The sequence below is a fragment of the Mesorhizobium atlanticum genome (assembly GCF_003289965.1).
GTDB lineage: Bacteria > Pseudomonadota > Alphaproteobacteria > Rhizobiales > Rhizobiaceae > Mesorhizobium > Mesorhizobium atlanticum.
On the sequence record NZ_QMBQ01000002.1, the window covers coordinates 554,344 to 570,462 of the forward strand.

A 16,119-nucleotide genomic window follows, 5' to 3' on the forward strand; every position below is an offset into this window, starting at 1 on the left:
ATCGACGTGGCCGCCCTCAACGGCATCTGATCTCGTCAAGGCCATTATACACCATTAGTCGTCGCTAATATATTCTGGAAGCGAGCCGCTGTCGGGTGTATCTTCCTCCTTGTCGGCGGAGGGATGCCGAAATGCGGGGTTTGTTCGCAAGCTTCCTACTCTTGCTATGTGCCGTCACAACAGCGCATGGCGGTGCGCTCCACGACGCGGCCAAGAGCGGAGACCTCAACGCAATTACGATGGCGCTCGATGCGGGCGCTGACATCGAGGAGCAGGATAAGGGGGCAACACCGCTGTTCCTGGCGGTGCGCGGCGGCCACGTCGATGCAGCGGCGCTGCTGATCAAACGCGGTGCCGATGTCAACAAGGAGGCGAAGCTCGACCTCACGACGACCGTGGCCGTGCTGAAAAACGCCGCCGACATGATCCGGCTGCTGCTGGCGCATGGTGCCGACGCCAATGACAAGACGCGGGGTGAGCCAATGCTGATCCTCGCGGTCGCGAGTGGCTGCCTCGACTGCGTTAAGGTGCTGGTCGAGGCCGGCGCCGACGTCAACGCCATATGGGTCCAGGGCGATCCCAATCAACGGCCGAGCATCGTCACGGCCTACCATCTGGCAAAGCACGACGATCATGAGGACATCGCCGCCTACCTTTTGGAGCATGGCGTCGTCATCCTGAAGCCGGAGCCGATTTCCGCCCGGCTTGCGAAAGGCGATCCCATCAAAGGCGGGGCCTTTTTTGAAAGCACCTGCGCACCCTGCCATGTCGTACGGCCAAAGGAACTTCCTACCATCGGGCCGACCTATGGAACGTCGTCGGGCGGGATAAGGCATCGACGAAGTTCGAGCGTTACTCCAAGACCCTGCTGGGCTGGGAGGGAAACTGGACCTACGAGGACTTGAACATCTTCCTGGCCGGTCCCACGCTGACGACGCCCGGCGTCAACATGGATATTCGCGGCGTGCCTGATGAGGCCGACCGGCTGAACGTGATCGCCTATCTTAGAACACTCGCCGACACACCGGTGCCCCTGCCGTAGGGGGTGCGTTTAGCACGGCCATGTGTAGGTTGATCCTCACCGTTGCCTCGTGCTCACCTGTGGCCCTGTGTCCGCAGCAGAGCACTGGTCTGCTGAGGACGGCGACACGCTGTGGCACGACAAAAAACGAATTCAATTGCTCGGTTTTGATGCCCCCGAACTTTCGCAGGCGTGTTTTGATGCCGCTGACAAGATCTGGCCCTGCGGCAAGTATGCGCGTGACCACGTCCAACATCTTATCGCCTCAGGCGATGTATCCTGCATCATCGAAGGCAAGGACGGTTACAACGACGACGTCGGCGTCTGCTTCGTGGGAGGCATCGACCTCGGACGGGACCTGGTGAAACACGGATTGGCGATGGCCGACACTCGATACCTCGCCGAGGAGCAAGAAGCCCGCTTTGCCAAACGCAACTTGTGGTCATGGAGCGTTATCAAGCGGCGATAGCAGCAACGGGGGCACCCACCCCCGATCCAAATTTCTCTGGTTGCGGCTGATAATTATGCTGGCGCTTGCAATAGCGGCATGTCACCCGGACCACGCGCGGCGTGTCGATCAGCTTCGACAGGTCAAGCGCAACCCTTCCTGTTCTTCATCTCGCGGTAGATGAGCAGAAGCATTACCATCTCTGCGCTGCCTGGCGCGGCATTCTTGGGTAGCCTCGTTTCGAGCGCTTGGAGAGTGACGCAATCCATCTCTGAAAGGTGATCGTCGATGGCATCAATTGCGTCGCGGAGCTTTGCTATCAGTTCGACGGCCACGACATGCACTTCCAACCAATCCTCCAGCCCTAAGTCTTATACGACTTATATGACGAATCACTAATATACATCTAGAGAGACCTCCGCAAAGGTGGACGGAGCGGGACCAAAAGAGACCTGCTGGGCAACCGGCGAGTGCCACATTTCAGGCTTGGGCCGTCGTATTTCGGCGCTCATGAGTATCAGTGAACGGAATGAGAACAAAGTGTCAAGCGGCTCCCGGAAAGCAAGAGTGTCGGGGTTGGGTCATTAGCGTGAATTTGGGCGAGCGCGAGCGAGCTGCCGCTTAGGGTCAGTTCGAGACTTCGGATCCACCGGATTGAATGTCTGTATTCGAAAGCATCTTTGCCAGAACCGGTCTGACCACTACCGGCCCCGTTTCAGACTAGTCTGATCGTGTGCTGCGAACGGCAGCTTTGCGCCTCAATCGCAGCCGTAGAGGCAAATTTTGCCTTCGTCTAAAAGCGGACAACGCGGCAAACCTAGCCGGAGATAGCGTTTGCCGATCCAAGCCCCGTCATCCGAGTCTTTTGCTCAGCTTATGGGCCGGACCCGTGTTCCGCATCTCGTAGCAGGTCCTCGAGGCGGGTCGCCCATTCCTTGTCGCCATCTCTCAACGGACCAAGCGCATCCCCGGCAGGCTCCGGGAGATCGCTGGCAGCGGCGGCGAAGCGGCGAGCCTCCTGATTATGTCCCACGGCCATGTGGCAGCACGCCTGTATGCGAAGCAACGCCGGCCAGTCAGGCCGTGCCTTTAGCGCCGCGCGCCCCGTGTCGAGCGCACCCTCAACGTCGTTCGAAAAGAACAGCGCAAGCATCAAGAGACTGAACCAGACCGCATTCTGCGGATCATGAGGGTTGAGTTCGAGGCCGCGAGCCAGCGGCTTTCGCGCGCCGGCCGCATCGCCCACGAAAAGACGGGCCATGCCGAGGACGAGATACCCTAGGGCGAAGCTTGGACCTAGTTCGATAGACCGCTCCGCTGCAAGGATCGCCTGATCGGCCCTGCCAGTGTAGGCCGACACGATCGCCAGCGCATAGTGCGCATACGGATTGCGGGCGTCGAGATATATCGCCCGCAGGGCCGCATCGAGTCCTTCCTTCCCGTCCGCGAGGGGATTTTCCGTCCAGCCATAAGCGATGAGTCCTGCGTTGACTCGCGCTCGCCAGATCTGCGCCTCGGGAAGCATGGGATCAATCTCCGCGGCCTCTCGGAAGAATTGCCGCGCGAGAAGGTGGGTTGGCCGCGTTACCTTGTGAAAATTGAATGTGCCTTGCCGAACAAGGTCCCAGGCGTTCACGTTGCCGGTGTGCGGCGCAACCTGAAGTCCATGGCGCAACAGCAGCTCAGGCTCGACCGCCGCGGCAATCCGCTCGGCGATAGCATCCTGCACCGCAAATAGCTCGGCTACCTGGAGATCGTAATGTTCGGACCAGATTGTGGCGCCCTTCAGCGCATCAGCGAGGTGCACAGATATCCGCATCCGATCCCCGGCTCGCCGGATAGCTCCGTCCACCAGAAAATCGACGCCGAGTTCATGCGCGATCGATTTTGGATCCCGCGGGCCGTTCCTCCTTGAGAAACTCGCCCCACGCGACGCGACGCGGAACCATCGGAATCGGGCGAGCGCCATGATCAGGTCGTCGGCGATACCGTCGGCCAGATACTGTCTCTCGACATCGCCGTCGAGATTCTCGAAAGGCAGCACTGCAATGGCAGGGCTGCATCCCGCCTGCGCTTGCCCTCCGCTATCGAGTCCATCGGTCCGGCTCTCCGCCGGACCGGAAAATCTGTATCCGACCCGTGGGACCGTGACGATCCACTCGCCGCCGTCCGATGCTGGGCCGAGCAACTTGCGAAGGGCGGCAATCTGAACGGAAAGATTGCTTTCCTCGACCGCGAGGCCCGGCCACGCGGCGTCCATAAGCGCCGACTTGGTGACGACCCGCCCCTCTGCCGCGAGCAAGACGGCAAGGAGCGACGCGCCGCGTGCGCCGACGGCGAAAGGCCGATTATCACGGAGAAGGCATCCCTTCTCGGTGTTGAACTCGAAGCGACCGAATGCGGTGTGCGGTGTCTTCATGGTTGGGAATGATACGCCCGATTTCGCAGTTTTTGGAATTTTTCGGCCCTCGTTTCAGGACTTGCGCCGGCTTCGCGCGCAGATTCTGCTCCGTCCAGCAGTTGAGGTGGTGGGAGCGATGAAGAACGAAGCGATGCAACCGAAAAATGCTGATGCATTAACCGCGAAAGTCGTACGCGTGAGTGACAGCTATGTGGCCGAGCAGGGATCTGTCTATCGCTCGGGAGTTTCGGCAGAGAGCGTTGGATCCAGCATGCTGTGGCTCGGGATGATTTCGCTACCTGCAGGGAAACGAACCCGCGCCCATCGCCATCGGGGGCACGAGACGGCCCTACTTATGACCGCGGGCGCAGAAATCGAGATTTGGTCGGGGGCCGAGCTCGAACGGTGCGAAAAAGTCCTCCCCGGCGACTACCTGTTTATTCCGGCCGGCGTTCCGCACGTGGCCGTCAATCGAAGCACGGAAAACGCCGAGTTCCTCGGCGCCCGCAACGACCCCGCAGCGAACGAGAGCGTCGTGTTGATGCCAGAGCTCGACAACATTGTACCCTAATCAAGCCGGGAGGTGCGGTATGGCCATCATCGAACAACGTCTGGCCGCTATGGGTCTGGAACTGCCCGAGCCCCTGAAAGTTCGCGAGGGGCTGCGTATGCCTTTCGCCTGGGTCCGGGTGCGCGGCACCCGCGCCTACATTTCGGGCCACGTCGCGTGCAACCGGGATGGGACATTGGCAAAACCCCTCGGTAAGGTGGGAACCGAGGTTTCGCCAGAGCAGGGTTACGCGTCAGCGCGGCTCGTTGCCCTAGCTCATCTCGCGAGCCTCAAGCGGGCTGTCGGAAACCTCGATCGGGTTACGGCTTGGCTGCGTGTCTTCGCCATGGTGAATGTTGCTCCGGATTTCAATGAGACGCCGCTGGTCACAAACGGTTATTCCGATCTGATTCTGGATCTTTACGGGCCGGACGCTGGCGCGCACGCCCGCTCGTCCATCGGTATGGCCATCCCTTTGAATGCGCCCATAAACTGCGAAGCGGAAGTTGAAATTGATGGGTGACCGCCTGGGTCGGACCGCGACGTTCGGCTTGCCCAAGCGAAGATCAGGAACTGGCGCTTTCTACCGGTTCCAATCGAACGGCAGCAATGTGAGGCCTCCACCCATCTGCGACTTTTCGCTGGCGGGCCTTTGCAGCAGCCCTCACCGCCATTGTCGAAGAGCGGTGATGGACGAGCCATGGTCGGCAAGACTGCGATCGCCTTCGCGAGGCCAGGCTCTTGCGCGTACGTCATTCGAGACCGGCGGTCCGCAGCCCGTCGATATAGGCGGCACGATCCTGTTCCCGAACCATCGGGTAATATTTCTCCACCCATTGGACCGACAACGTTGGATGGAGTCGTTTCGCTTCTGAAAGGGCATGTGTCGCCTCATCGAGATTCCCTGCCATTCCTGCCGCAGCGGCCAGCGTACGCCAGGCAGCGCCAAAATGTGGCCGAAGCTGCACAGCTCGATGCTCGAAACTCGCCGCGTCGAGGAATCGCTGGGCAACGAAGTGACATAGGCCCGCCACGGTCAAGATGCCCGGCTGCTGCGCGGAATCGCGAGGGCTAAGTCGCTCGGCCATCGCGAGATGGTGCAGGCCGTCCTCCGGCATTCCACCAAAGCCGTATGCTGCGCCCAGAATGACATGTGCGATGGCCAGGTTTGGATTGAGCGTGATCGCATTGGTTAGTGCGGCGACGGCCTTCTCCGATCGGCGTGCCATCACGTGCACGTACCCGGCAGCGAAATGCGTCCAAGGATCGTCGGCATCATGCGCAATGGCTCGCTGAGCCATCTCATTCGCCTTTGGAAGAACCTCGGCCGGCTCCGCCAATCCGAGCAGCGCCCGGGAAGCCATCGTCCAGGCGAACAGGCTATTGGCACGCGGGTAGTCAGGGTCGGCGTCTATGGCCCTGCGTAGCAGTTGTTCGGCGACCGCGAGCTCGCTTTCCGAGCTCCAGCTCCAGATATGAGGCATCGCCTTCATTACGAAGCCCCAGGCGTCCAGGCTAGTGGGAGGCCGGCTGGTGTAACGCTGATGCTCTGCAGCATAGAGTTTAGGTTCGACGGCACCGATGACGCTGTCGGCGATCTGATCCTGTAGCGTGAAGAAATCAGCCAGCTGGACGTCGTACCGCTCTGTCCATAATTGGCGCCCAGTGGAGGTGTCACTCGCCTCGGCGCTGATCCTGAGCCGCTGACCCGAGCGGCGGACACTGCCGCCCAGCACGTAGCGGACTCCGAGTTCACGCCCGACCTGTTTCACGTCGATGGCTTTGTCCCTGTAGCTGTAGCTGAAGGACGAGTTGCGGGCGCAGACGAAAAGCCACCGCAGCCGCGCCAGCCGCATGATGATATCTTCAGCGAGACCCTCGGCAAAATATTGCTGCTCGGCATCGTCGCTCAGGTTGACGAAAGGGAGTACGGCAATCGAAGGCTCTGGCTCCGCAGAATTTCGCGCGGCTGCTGCCTCGTCGAGCTTCTCGATCGCGCCGGTGAAACGGTAACCAACCCGCGGAACGGTTGCGATCCATTCTGTTCCGTCTGCCATGGAGCCGAGAAGGCGCCGCAGGGACGCGACCTGGACCGAGAGATTGCTTTCCTCGACTGCGGTCCCAGGCCAGGCGGCGTTCAGCAGTTCGGACTTGGTCAAGACCTCACCGGCGTTCCTTGCCATCGCCGACAGGAGCAGCAGCCCCCGGTAGCTGATCGCGACAGGCAGGCCCTGCCTCAGAAGCGTTCCCGCCTCGGGGTTGAGCACAAAAGGGCCAAATGCGAGCCGCTGCTCCGGCATTAGGAGACATTATGTGTTTTCGGGGGTTTTCGGAACTGTTCGGCCGCGCTTCGATACGTTTTGTAGGAGGCCCGACATCCTGGCTCCAGATAAGCCACAGGAGAGCGTGCAATGCGTGGGAGCCGTTACTACCCGACACTAGCAACTGAAGCCCCAACTGTACGGCCGGCTCAAAGCCCTCCCGGACGTGAGGAGGAGTTCCGTGCCGCGCTCGATCGCTACATGGCCTTCTACGCCAAACAACAAGAGACCATACACAGGCCGCCACACAGTCCGTCGAGCGGTCTGACAAACTCGATCATGCTGGCATTTGCAAGGCCGCGCTGGTTGCTCGGAGGCTGCGCAATTGACCATTCTCCTTCCGCACGCCCAGCTCTCAACGAAATGTCAGAAAACGGGATGCGCCGGGTAGCGCTGCGCATGATCGGCTGATCGGTTTGATGGAGTAGACAATGCGCGGTGAGACAGGATTCGGTTCTGGCGAGGCATGAGTTGCTCAAGGTTATGCCAAGTAGAATGGGTGATCCGGCCTATGCGCCGATGCTGGGCAGCTTTATTTGGAAATGGTTGGGATCGCTCTTGAAGCCTCAGCAAGGCAGCGAACATGCTCCCTTGTGAGCCCCTCTTGAGCTCTACCCGAGAGGATAGCATCTGGTTGAGGCCGCTGAGGGCAGCCGTCGATGTCGCATGCAGTTTCGGAGCTGTCTCTGGCGATCGGCAAGTGCCGCTTTGACGGCGCGCGGTCTACTTTTTCTGGCACTGACCCAACTAGCTCTATCTAATGTCAAACAGCAACCGCTTGACGGTTTTGACGCTCGCCATCCTACTCAGCTATCCCACGTAGGACAGGACCGCATATGTGGTGCCGTTGAATTCAAATTCCGCGACTTCGTTGATCCCCATCCTTTTGTGAGCCCTAAGTGAAGGCTCATTGTCGCGCCGGATGAATAGAATGCCTTCCTGGCCGGGCAACTGCTCGCGAAGCGCTTTGAACATCAATCCGGCAATCCCTTGCCGCCGAGCCGATGCAGCGACGCAAATTGGCCCATAGACGTAAGCGCCAGCACCCCCGGGATGAGCCTCCAGCATAGCTCGCACAATTGGCACTTCTGCATGCGCCTCGATCGATGATGAAACTAGGTATCCGATCAAACCAGCCCTGCGTGCGACTATTATCGGCATCGCCTGGATGGTGGCTTCAAACCAACCTCGTGCAAATCGGACGGAAAGCGTACCCCCGTTATACGGCAGATTGCTCTCTTGCAGTCGGAGGATGCCATCGACATCCACCTGCGACGCAACGCCTATCTCGCAATCGCCGATCACCCGGTCAGCACTTCCGCCCGACGTTGTCGAGTCGCAAGCGTTCAGTTAGAGGTTGGCGGTTCGTTCGATGCTTCATACACGATCACTATAATTTGCTTATCTAATATACACCTCCGATGGTCGGCCCTGAAACGGGCGCCCGGGTGATTAACGACGAATTTCCATCACGAAGATCGCTGCAATCACGACCGTTCGCGCGGCTGCCAGCACATCGCCGTGAGTGCCGAGCAGTTTGTGATCGGTGGCCGCTACGCTCTTGGCGGCGACATCATCGGGGCGAGCTTCTAACGACAGGTTACGCACTCTCTGTCACAGTTATCGGGTTCTGCTAGCGAAAACGAAGCCCATCCACGGCGGGTCGGACCTCTAGAGCGACGACGAACGGCGGCGCGTCCCTTAGCGTCACCCTTCTCTCAAGGTTGCGACGCCGGAAATGAATTCCTGAGCACGTATATTGCTATGGGTGACATCTTCGTTTCATCGCGCCACTCTATCGCATCATCTCGAGAACCGAGCGGCTTGTGAAGCTTGGCAACATTTAGGCCCGCGCGTTCAGCGGCTCCGCTGTAATCTTCCTCCGTCCAGAAATAGTCATGAAGGACAACGTCAACGCCCTGGATCAAGAGTTTCACCGTGTCGCCGCTCTGGAGCGGCTTGTCGTTTTCTTGAAACGAGTATGACAATGACACCCAGTTTCCTTCTGTCGCTTCTGTCGAGGAGGTCACGAAAATGATGGTTCCATCTTTCCGGAGCACCCGCTTCATTTCCTTGAGAATTCGTTCGATCTCCTCGATCCGCGACACTTCCAGAAACACAAAGCTCGAAAAAATCAGATCGAACGTAAAATCCTCAAAAGGCAGGAGCCCGCTGAGAATGTGTTGATACTCGCCCGATCCATCTTTGGATCGAGCTTGATCGAGCATGTCCTGGCTCACGTCTACGCCAACTGCATTGAAGCCAAGGCGACTTAGAAATCGTGTTGAGCGCCCAGCGCCGCAGCCATAGTCGAGTACGGATGCAATGGTTCCCGCATGCTCCCGGATCAGCATGGGTATGTCGCGAAATGCAAGGTATTGTGTACCCTGCATCTCAAGCTCGGCATATGCGCCGGCTTGCTTTTCATAGTCGTGAGTTTTCATGCTCATTTGACTTTCCGCCGTACAAGGACCTACACCGTTGATCGTACGCGAAAGTGGGCGAATTATCACGCCGCCTTCGTCGCGTACTTTTCGGCTGAGCGTTTCAACGCTAGCGTGCGGCAGGAGTGGCGTTTGCCCCCGAAGCCCTGAGGGTTGCAACGGCTACGCCCCAATCCCAGCGGCGCTGTCGCGGCGTCCGCCAGTCCAGCAGCAAGCCCGGCCGGCTACTTTCGGTCACGCCACGACTATGTCCCGTGAACGTCTGCTTTGAACATCCGCAGCCCCAAACCTGCTAGTCCGCTTGCGGCCGCATTCCTGCCATTCGAAACGGCCGCAGATGACCATTCGGCCAGCTATCTGTCCTTTTTGGCTTCGATCATAGCTCGCCGTTTAACTAGCCACACCATCAACGCGGTGACTCCACCAGGCGAAATGACCTAGGGGTCTGCCTCTGGCAGAGCTGCGGCTTTCAGGATGGCCCGTTCGTGCCGGTCCTGTGGATCCTTCCAGTCCACGTATTCGCTGAAGTGGGGCAGGAATTTGCGCTCCTCCTCGTCGTCGTCTGCGAAAATTGGCCGGCGTATGCCCAGCTTCGTAGTCAGGACCACCCGATATAGACAGGCTGCGACATGTAGGAGATTGGTGCCGTTGTCAGTGACCAGCAGGTCTTGCGTCACGTCATTGCCATGCACGAAGTCGCTACGCAGCCCGTCGATGCGGTAGTAGATTGAGGACGCTAGCGTCCTATTCTTGGTGCTCGCCTTGTTGGCTCTCACAGGATGAGCCAACTCGGACAGCCGTTTGTCGCACCAATCTGCACCGTCAAGCATGTCCATCACTTGGATCTTGCCTGATCCCCCATTCGGTCCGGTATGGAGAAGGATCTCGAAGGCACTAACCCATAGCGTGATGAGCCGGCCGATGTCGTAGAACGTTGCCTCCTGACCTCCTGGCATCATGCACGCCTGGTACGCCATGTTGAGAGACCTGAAGATCGCCCGGTCCTCCCACTCGACATCTTCGCTCGCGAAGCGCTGTACCCAGCACCGCGAAAGTGCCTCAAATAACGGGCGATCGATCTCCGATGCACCGACTTCAGCGGGGCTGAAGCCGGCAAAGGACTGGCCATGGAAGAGGTCAACGGTGTGGACCCCCATCATCGACGGTGTGTTGGCGATCAGGTCCTCTCCGAGCCTGTCGAGCATCCAGGGGTAAATCGCAAAGCTCTCGGCCCATATCGGCCGGCGCATACCGGCGTTATGCGAGATCATTGTCGCTCGGCCACCAGTCAGCGTGGAGATGGCGACGGCATCCCGAAAGCCAGCCACCGGCGCGGTTCCCCTATAGCGCATGGGGGCGTCTTCTCGGATCATCAGGACGGCAGGCTCAATCTTCTGGCCAAAGGCGTCGGTGAAACGGTGCAGGAATTTACGAAGGCGCGGCTGACGCCGGCACGCGGCTTTGACTCGGGCATCCGATGGCGGGACCATTGCGAAATCCGCCATGTCGATTGCTTCACGCAGAACCGCGTTCGGCAACACCACCATCGGTATCCAGTCAATCATCGGCATGCTCCAGCAGATGGAGCAAGAATAGCAGGGATGACCCCTCTTGTCGTACCAGCCAAGTGGCGACTGTCCACCCACCAACTCATCCGATCCATGTAGCACAGCCCAATCAAAGCATGCGTTGCACAGCAATGCCTGGTTTGTTGGCGGTCAGACTAGTTGGCGGCCGGTTGTTCAAGGAGCTTGACGTCCTCAAGGTCCTTTGGATCGCCAATGGCCCTTTTGTGCGCCAGCGGGCGTTTGTGGAACGCACGAGGGTTTCAAGCCCGCCGGCTGGCCGGTGCCGCCCGGGGTGTTAGGGGTTTTGGGGAGTCAGCACCGGCCAATGCGGGGTTTTGACGTGGCAATCGTTTCCTTCCGCGCCGACAATCTTGACGCGTATTAGCAATCGCTCAATTAGACTGAGTGCCCGCGACAGTCTGGGTCTAAAGGCTAAACCCCGCTTGGCCGCCAAGTGCCATGGTTTGGTTTGCTAAAAAGGCGGTTGTATATTTTAGAGACCCGTTGGAATTCCGCCACTAAGGTCGGTTGCCAGCGTCTAAGGTCGACTGCCCGTTGAGCAGCGTCGATATCGCCGTGATGATTTGCGGCATGAAAAACGGCTTAGAGATCATGATGCTGTTGGGGACACCTTCAGAAGGCCAATGCACGTCGCTGTCGCCGCTGATGTAGATCACTGGCAGAGCAGGCTTCGTCGCCCGGATTTCGCGAGCTAAATCCCAACCCGATTTCCCCAAGCCCAGACGAATGTCGGTAACCAGAGCTTTGAACCTGTCGGGCTCTGCGCTGAATGCGGTCAACGCACTTTCTGCATTGGCCACCCCCGTCACAGCAAAGCCAGCTTCCTCGAGTGCCACTTCGATATCCATTAGGATGAGAGTTTCGTCTTCAACGACCAGAACCGCGCGATATTCATTATACAATGCGCCCCCGACTTCGCCGGGAACGCGCAAGTGGCATATAGGTTCCGTCAGCCCTAAAACAGCGGATGAATGCGGCATTTGGCCGGCGCTCTGGACTCCCGGGCAGGGACGATTTTCCAAGGACAGATAGCCGATTCAAGCTCGAATTGACCGGTTCAGCCCAATCACTTCAGCGCCTTTCCGAGCCCTCTGCCCTACTCTTCCTGCCGGTAGCGTCGATCGTGAGCGACGCGGGCAAGCATTTCGGTTTTGTCGGGGCCGATGTTCGATAGGGCATTGGCGATATCCGTGGTCATCAGCCCGATGTCGGCGAGTTCGCGACTGTCCATTCGGGCGAGCGCCGAGAGTTCGCTGCGCATGCGCCAGAATTGCCAGAGCAGGATTGGGCCTTTCACCAGCAGGCTGGCGAGGTGAAGTAAGGTCGTGGTCAACGACGCAGAGAGCTGGTTAGACTTTGGCCGCTGGAAAGTGATTGAGGAAGACATTGACATTCTCCGATCCCGAGGATTTCCCGGTCGCGTACCTCGCGCCTGGAACCCGCAAATCATCTGCTATCGGCGAGCGCGGCGTCGTGACGGGCCGCTGAAACTTGGCTTAGATCGAAACGAAATTTTGCCTTCAAGAGCACTTCAGCCGACTGGCTGGATAGGTGAAACGCCAGTCGACAACTTCTTGGCCTTCAGACATGGTCGGCATGCCATGTTTTTCGAATTCGATGGCCATGTTCTAGATCTTCGTCAGGGGCGGCTTCTACGTGATGGCGCCGACGTCAATTTGCGCCCCAAGTCTCTCGCACTGCTGATCTACCTGATCGAGAACGCTGGCAGGATATTGCACAAGGATGAGCTCGTTTCCGCAGTCTGGCCGGCGGTGACCGTTTCCGACGAATCCCTCACCCAATGCATCATGGACATTCGACGCGCCCTCGGTCCGGGCGCGGACGGATTGATCAGAACCTTGCCGCGGCGGGGGTATCTTGTCGACGAAAGCCGGGTGCATGCCTCCGCAGATACCCAGCCGAAGGATCTCGATCCCGCTATTCCGGCCAAGGCTTCGATTGCGGTCTTGCCATTCGTAAACATAGACGGCATCCCCGAGCAGGATGCATTTACCGACGGCTTGACAGAAGACCTCATCACGGATCTGTCGCGAAACGCAGGGCTTCTGGTCATCGCGCGGCAATCGTCGCTGGCATATAAGGGCAAAACCACTGACGTGCGTATCATCGCGCACGACCTGGGTGTCCGGTTTCTGCTGGAAGGCAGCGCCAGAAGAGCGGCCGGCCGCATCCGAGTAAATGTTCAGCTGGTTGATGCGATCGGTGGCGATCTTCTGTGGGCTGAACGGTTCGACCGGAACATCGAGGATGTCTTCGCCGTACAAGATGAAGTGGCAGACAAGATTGTGCAGGCGTTGGTCGGAAAGTTGACGCCGCCGCTCCCGCCGCGCAATCGCCCGGCAAACCTCGATGCGTACGACCTATGCGTTAAGGCAAGGGCGCTGATTGCGTCCATGGGCGGTTCTCCGGAAGCGGTTCGGGAATCAATCCTCCTGCTGAAGCAGGCAGTGACCCTGGATCCTGGTTACGCGGAAGCCATCCGGTGGCTTGCCTTCAATCTTTGGTCGCTTTGGAGCAACGCTATCGACAGTGCCGATTCAAACCTGGCCGAGGCTATAAGATTGGCGGAAAGAGCGGTATCTCTCGACCCGAATGATGGCTCAAACCATTGGATATTCGGCTACCTGCTAGCTTCCGCGGGGCGATGGGCTGATTCAGAGAGAGAGTTCGCTGCAACATTTACCCTCGATCCGAACCATGCCGATGCAATGATTATGTGTGCTGAATTGACTGCAATGGCGGGAAGGGCGGCAGAGGCCATCGATCTGATAAAGAGAGCATTTCGCCTCAATCCGCACCCGTCAGGCTGGTACTACTGGGAGCTTGGTCTGGCGCAATATGCCGCGCGAGACTACGGGGCGGCGGTAAAGACATTGCGCACCGAGGCGACATATCGAACCGGATCACGGCGAATCCTGGCGGCGAGTCTAGCGCAACTAGGGCGGCTGGATGAAGCGGTCCGCGAAGGCCAGATTTTTCTGGCGAACAATCCCGGCTTTACGACGAGCCAATGGGCATCGCGCCAGCCGGCGCGGGACGCCGGAACGGTGGAACATTTTGTCGATGGGTATCGCAAGGCTGGATTGCCTGATTGATCGGCTTCAATACCCAGGAGCTCTCCACCTTATCCTTGATGGATCGCTAACAGAGGCGGCGACTTCCGACCCGTGGAGATCAGAGACAATTCGGTCTGCATCGTCCGATCGCGACAGCGGATTGCTTATCGGGACCCATGCTCGACAGCGCATTGGCGATATCCGTCGGCCTCAGCCCGATGTCGGCGAGTTCGGAGATGAAGAGAAACTTGCTTCTCCTGATGGGCTTGTCGTGGCCGGGCACGTTCTGTCCACGACCGCCCAGACATTGCCTCATTGCTAACATCGCAGGCGCGCGATTCTGGACTGTTCTCGCAGCTTTTCGTAAGCGCTGTCTGACCGCACTTCGCCCGACCGTGAGGAACAATGTTCGAGGCCTTAAGAGCTTCGACGCACGACGATTTCAGAGCTTACGCCAAGTCCAGGGATGAAGAGCCGGTTCGCTGCTGCGGTTCTTTCCGTTGGCCGCAGGCGCCACTTCGCCCAGTCGCCCCAGTGCAGCGGAGGATGAAGCCACCCTTCTTCAAGATTGCCGATTCTTATGTTAATTTCTCAGCCGCCAAATGCGCGCGTGCGGCCCATTCCTCAGGAGGCTCGGAGCCCGCGATGCCGGTGAAAGAGCCGCGATCAGCTTCAGCATGTTGCCGTCCTGCCCGAACTCTTTCGTGTCGCAGTGGGGTTACGCGCTGACTCCATCACCCCAACAATTGATAGTATTAATGATTGCTAATATTCTAGTGTGCCGCTCGGTTCACGTCGGGTCGCGTGCGGGGTGACAGCTGACGTCTCGGGGACGACAATGCGAATTGCAATGATGGGAGCGGGCGGCATCGGCGGATATATTGGCGCCAGGCTAGCCCAGGCAGGGGGTGACGTGAGCTTCATTGCTCGCGGAGCGCACCTTGCGGCAATGCTCCAGACTGGTCTGAGTATCCAGAGCGACCTCGGCAGCTTTGTTCTTGCGCCTGTGTCCGCTAGCAAAGCGGCAGTTGATATCGGGCCGGTCGATTTGGTGATCTTTGCGGTGAAGCTCTACGACAGCGAGGAGGCGGCTGCATCCATCGCACCCCTCGTGGGCGCCAACACGCGCATCGTTACGCTGCAAAACGGCATCGACAGCGTCGAAATTCTTTGTCGTCACCTGCCGCGCGACCGCGTGATCGGCGGCGCCACCTATCTTTCCGGCTTCATCAGCAAGCCGGGCGAAGTCGTTCATTCCGGCGGGCTGCCGCAAAACCTGGTCGGCGGCCAACGTGATTCCATCATCGAGCAATTGCGGGAGTTGTGTGATCGCGCCGTCGGGCTCGAGCTCAAACCAGTCGCAGACATCGACGAAGTGCTTTGGGAGAAGTTTGTAACGCTTTGCGCCTTCTCGGGAGGAACAGCGCTGATGCGCTCCGGCATCGGTCCGATCCTGGCCGATCCGGAAGCACGCATATTCATTGAAAAGTTGAGGGATGAGGGGATGGCGGTAGCCGCAGCGGCCGGCCACCCAATGGCCGACGGGTTCCCGGGCCGCGTCGAGACCAGGTGGTCCGCGTTTCCTCCGCATGTGAAATCCTCAATGGCAAATGACCTCGAACGTGGGAGACCCATCGAGGTGGCGTGGCTTTCCGGGCGCATGCATCAACTGGGAATGAAGTTGGGTGTCGCCACTCCGGGCCACACGGCGGTGTTTCGCGCGCTGCATCTGCATGCACTGGGGACGCAGCGCCAGAATTCCAATCTCTGAATCACGGTCATAGCCGCATCTGTTGGGAGGACGTCATGGCAGGCTCCTTGAACGACACAATGCTAGTCAGGGCAGGCGACGACGCTGTTGGCCCCCAAGACATGTTCAACAAGGAGCTGCAAACCTATCACAAGATCGTTGGCGCGAACCTCATTTTCCATCGCCCGGCGCCTCCCCGCCGCTCAAGCCACTTTGCTCAGCTCTGCGGAGATGCCGATGGGTCCGCTATGGGTCTGGCTGTTCTTCAGTGAGATGCCTGCGACTGAAACCTTCGCGTGCGGCGCATTGGTGATTGGGGCGATCCTTGGAAATATCGCGGTCGAGCTGCGGGCCAGACCAACTGCTGAGACCGCTTAAGCGAGAATACGGTGTCGTTTAATTAGCCACAATGTTGTCATGGCTGATTCCGCTGGGCGGAGCGAGGCGCGCGTATCCGATTCGGCATGTCGGACATCGAAATCAGCTGTGCCTCTGCCTAAAGCGGACGTTTGGTGCTG

General features: G+C 59.0%; 16 protein-coding genes. 7 read left to right on the forward strand and 9 right to left on the reverse strand.

Annotated features, from left to right (window positions below; all coding sequences use genetic code 11):
* Positions 1 to 95 precede the first annotated feature (95 nt).
* The 3 genes from DPM35_RS07630 to DPM35_RS07635 all read left to right on the forward strand — a co-directional run bounded on the left by DPM35_RS07630 (position 96) and on the right by DPM35_RS07635 (position 1,490).
* Positions 96 to 905, forward strand: coding sequence for an ankyrin repeat domain-containing protein (locus DPM35_RS07630; protein ID WP_245431467.1), 810 nt, complete (start codon positions 96 to 98; stop codon positions 903 to 905).
* Positions 902 to 1,042, forward strand: a complete 141-nt coding sequence (locus DPM35_RS32790) for a c-type cytochrome (RefSeq protein ID WP_245431468.1) — start codon at positions 902 to 904, stop codon at positions 1,040 to 1,042. Before DPM35_RS07630 ends, DPM35_RS32790 begins: the two co-directional genes overlap by 4 nt.
* A gap of 67 nt (positions 1,043 to 1,109) precedes the next feature.
* Positions 1,110 to 1,490 (forward strand): thermonuclease family protein, encoded by a 381-nt coding sequence (locus DPM35_RS07635; protein ID WP_181591956.1) that lies wholly within the window; start codon positions 1,110 to 1,112, stop codon positions 1,488 to 1,490.
* A 122-nt stretch (positions 1,491 to 1,612) separates the two neighbouring features.
* Here DPM35_RS07635 and DPM35_RS07640 read toward each other — a convergent pair whose 3' ends face one another.
* Complete coding sequence (locus tag DPM35_RS07640) at positions 1,613 to 1,819, reverse strand: hypothetical protein (RefSeq protein WP_112126680.1); 207 nt, start codon at positions 1,817 to 1,819, stop codon at positions 1,613 to 1,615.
* A gap of 524 nt (positions 1,820 to 2,343) precedes the next feature.
* On the reverse strand, positions 2,344 to 3,888 hold the full coding sequence (locus DPM35_RS07645) for a winged helix-turn-helix domain-containing tetratricopeptide repeat protein (RefSeq protein WP_112126681.1): 1,545 nt from the start codon (positions 3,886 to 3,888) through the stop codon (positions 2,344 to 2,346).
* Between the two features lie 118 nt (positions 3,889 to 4,006).
* On the opposite strand from DPM35_RS07645, the gene DPM35_RS07650 reads away from it, so the two are divergent.
* Both DPM35_RS07650 and DPM35_RS07655 read left to right on the forward strand, forming a co-directional pair.
* Complete coding sequence (locus DPM35_RS07650; RefSeq protein WP_112127096.1) at positions 4,007 to 4,441, forward strand: cupin domain-containing protein; 435 nt, start codon at positions 4,007 to 4,009, stop codon at positions 4,439 to 4,441.
* A gap of 19 nt (positions 4,442 to 4,460) precedes the next feature.
* Positions 4,461 to 4,943, forward strand: coding sequence for a RidA family protein (locus DPM35_RS07655; protein WP_112126682.1), 483 nt, complete (start codon positions 4,461 to 4,463; stop codon positions 4,941 to 4,943).
* A 229-nt stretch (positions 4,944 to 5,172) separates the two neighbouring features.
* Here the strand turns inward: DPM35_RS07655 and DPM35_RS07660 are convergent, their stop codons facing one another.
* From DPM35_RS07660 to DPM35_RS07685, 7 genes are all read right to left on the reverse strand, one after another.
* Entirely contained in the window at positions 5,173 to 6,720 is a 1,548-nt protein-coding gene (locus DPM35_RS07660; protein WP_112126683.1) for a winged helix-turn-helix domain-containing tetratricopeptide repeat protein, read from the reverse strand.
* Between the two features lie 831 nt (positions 6,721 to 7,551).
* Complete coding sequence (locus DPM35_RS07665) at positions 7,552 to 8,046, reverse strand: GNAT family N-acetyltransferase (protein WP_181591957.1); 495 nt, start codon at positions 8,044 to 8,046, stop codon at positions 7,552 to 7,554.
* A gap of 147 nt (positions 8,047 to 8,193) precedes the next feature.
* Positions 8,194 to 8,349 (reverse strand): hypothetical protein, encoded by a 156-nt coding sequence (locus tag DPM35_RS32365; RefSeq protein ID WP_181591958.1) that lies wholly within the window; start codon positions 8,347 to 8,349, stop codon positions 8,194 to 8,196.
* A 110-nt stretch (positions 8,350 to 8,459) separates the two neighbouring features.
* The gene (locus tag DPM35_RS07670; protein WP_112126684.1) at positions 8,460 to 9,191 is read right to left on the reverse strand and encodes a class I SAM-dependent methyltransferase; all 732 of its coding nucleotides are present in this window, start codon (positions 9,189 to 9,191) and stop codon (positions 8,460 to 8,462) included.
* Between the two features lie 431 nt (positions 9,192 to 9,622).
* Positions 9,623 to 10,750 carry a hypothetical protein gene (locus DPM35_RS07675; RefSeq protein WP_146767926.1) on the reverse strand — a complete coding sequence of 376 codons (1,128 nt, stop codon included), beginning with the start codon at positions 10,748 to 10,750 and terminating at the stop codon, positions 9,623 to 9,625.
* Between the two features lie 521 nt (positions 10,751 to 11,271).
* Positions 11,272 to 11,754, reverse strand: a complete 483-nt coding sequence (locus DPM35_RS07680; RefSeq protein WP_112126686.1) for a response regulator — start codon at positions 11,752 to 11,754, stop codon at positions 11,272 to 11,274.
* A 116-nt stretch (positions 11,755 to 11,870) separates the two neighbouring features.
* Positions 11,871 to 12,167 (reverse strand): YjiS-like domain-containing protein, encoded by a 297-nt coding sequence (locus DPM35_RS07685; RefSeq protein ID WP_181591959.1) that lies wholly within the window; start codon positions 12,165 to 12,167, stop codon positions 11,871 to 11,873.
* Positions 12,168 to 12,375: 208 nt separating this feature from the next.
* Here DPM35_RS07685 and DPM35_RS07690 point away from each other — a divergent pair, with 208 nt between their 5' ends.
* Positions 12,376 to 13,890, forward strand: coding sequence for a winged helix-turn-helix domain-containing tetratricopeptide repeat protein (locus DPM35_RS07690; protein ID WP_112126688.1), 1,515 nt, complete (start codon positions 12,376 to 12,378; stop codon positions 13,888 to 13,890).
* Positions 13,891 to 14,704: 814 nt separating this feature from the next.
* Positions 14,705 to 15,622 (forward strand): ketopantoate reductase family protein, encoded by a 918-nt coding sequence (locus tag DPM35_RS07695; RefSeq protein WP_245431485.1) that lies wholly within the window; start codon positions 14,705 to 14,707, stop codon positions 15,620 to 15,622.
* The last annotated feature ends 497 nt before the right edge of the window (positions 15,623 to 16,119 follow it).